The sequence below is a fragment of the Rathayibacter rubneri genome (genome assembly GCF_023743255.1).
GTDB lineage: Bacteria > Actinomycetota > Actinomycetes > Actinomycetales > Microbacteriaceae > Rathayibacter > Rathayibacter rubneri.
The window spans coordinates 1-1,319 of the sequence record NZ_JAMRYM010000196.1; the positions used below are offsets into that span (position 1 = coordinate 1).

Below are 1,319 nucleotides of genomic sequence, written 5' to 3' on the forward strand. Positions count from 1 at the left end.
CCCCGCCCCGCCCGCCGCCCGGTGCTCGCGCGCCGCCGCCGTGCCCGCCGCGCCCAGCGCGTCGCCGAGGATCTCGCCGCCGTCCACGAGCGGCACGAGCAGCGCGCGCTCGCCCTCTCCGACCCCGCCCTCGGGGCCGGCACCCACGTGCACGACCTCCTCCTGAGCGACCCCGTCGGCCCCGAGCAGGCGCCCGGCCGCCTTGCGACCGCCGATCGACGCCTTCGAGGCCGACTTCTTCGCGACGGCGACCCACTCGCCCGCGTCGTCCTCGTGCGCGACCAGCTTGTAGACCATGCCGGCGGTCGGGTGGCCGGAGCCGGTGGCGACCGAGGTGCCCACGCCGTAGGAGTCGACGGGGGAGGCGGCGAGGGCCGCGATGCCGTACTCGTCGAGGTCGTTGGTCACGGTGATCCTGGTGCCCGTCGCCCCCAGGGCGTCGAGCTGCGCCCGGACGGCGGCGACCTGCTGCGGGAGGTCGCCGGAGTCGATCCGCACGGCGCCCAGGCCCGTGCCGGCGACGCGCACGGCCAGGTCGACCGCGGCGGTGACGTCGTAGGTGTCCACGAGGAGCGTCGTGCCGGGGCCGAGCGCGGCGACCTGCGCGCGGAACGCGTCCTCCTCGGAGTCGTGCAGCAGCGTGAACGCGTGCGCCGACGTGCCCATCGTCGGCACGCCCCAGCTGCGGCCCGCCTCGAGGTTCGAGGTGGAGCCGAATCCCGCGATGTAGGCGGCGCGGGCCGCGGCGACGGCCGAGCGCTCGCCAGCCCGGCGGGAGCCCATCTCGGCGAGCGGGCGGTCGCCCGCGGCCGAGACCATGCGGGCCGCGGCGCTCGCGACGGCGCTGTCGTGGTTCAGCACCGACAGCACGAGGGTCTCGAGCAGCACGCCCTCGGCGAAGGGCGCCTCGACGATCAGCACGGGGGAGCCGGGCAGGTAGACCTCGCCCTCGCGGTAGCCCCACACGTCGCCGCTGAAGCGGTAGTCGGCGAGCCAGTCGAGGGTGCGCGAGTCGACCACGCGGTTCTCGCGGAGCCAGTCGAGCTCGGGCTCGCCGAAGCGGAAGCGCGAGACCAGCTCGAGCAGGCGCCCGGTCCCGGCGAGCACCCCGTAGCGGCGTCCGGACGGCAGGCTCCGGGCGAACACCTCGAACATGCAGCGCCGATCGGCGGTGCCGCTGCCCAGGGCGCCCTCCACCATCGTGAGCTCGTACCGGTCGGTGAGGAAGGCGGTCGCGTCCATCCCCGCAGTCTTCCACGCACGGCCCGGGGCTCGCAGAGGGCTCGCGGGTCGGCGGCCGGGGGCTCGCGTCCCGGGGG

1 protein-coding gene is annotated in these 1,319 nt (G+C 76.4%); it reads right to left on the reverse strand.

Translation table 11 applies throughout. From position 1 onward, the window contains the following. Positions 1-1,242 (reverse strand): nicotinate phosphoribosyltransferase (locus NB037_RS19260; RefSeq protein ID WP_251948667.1); only part of this gene is annotated, 1,242 nt, incomplete at its 3' end. Positions 1,243-1,319: the final 77 nt, after the last annotated feature.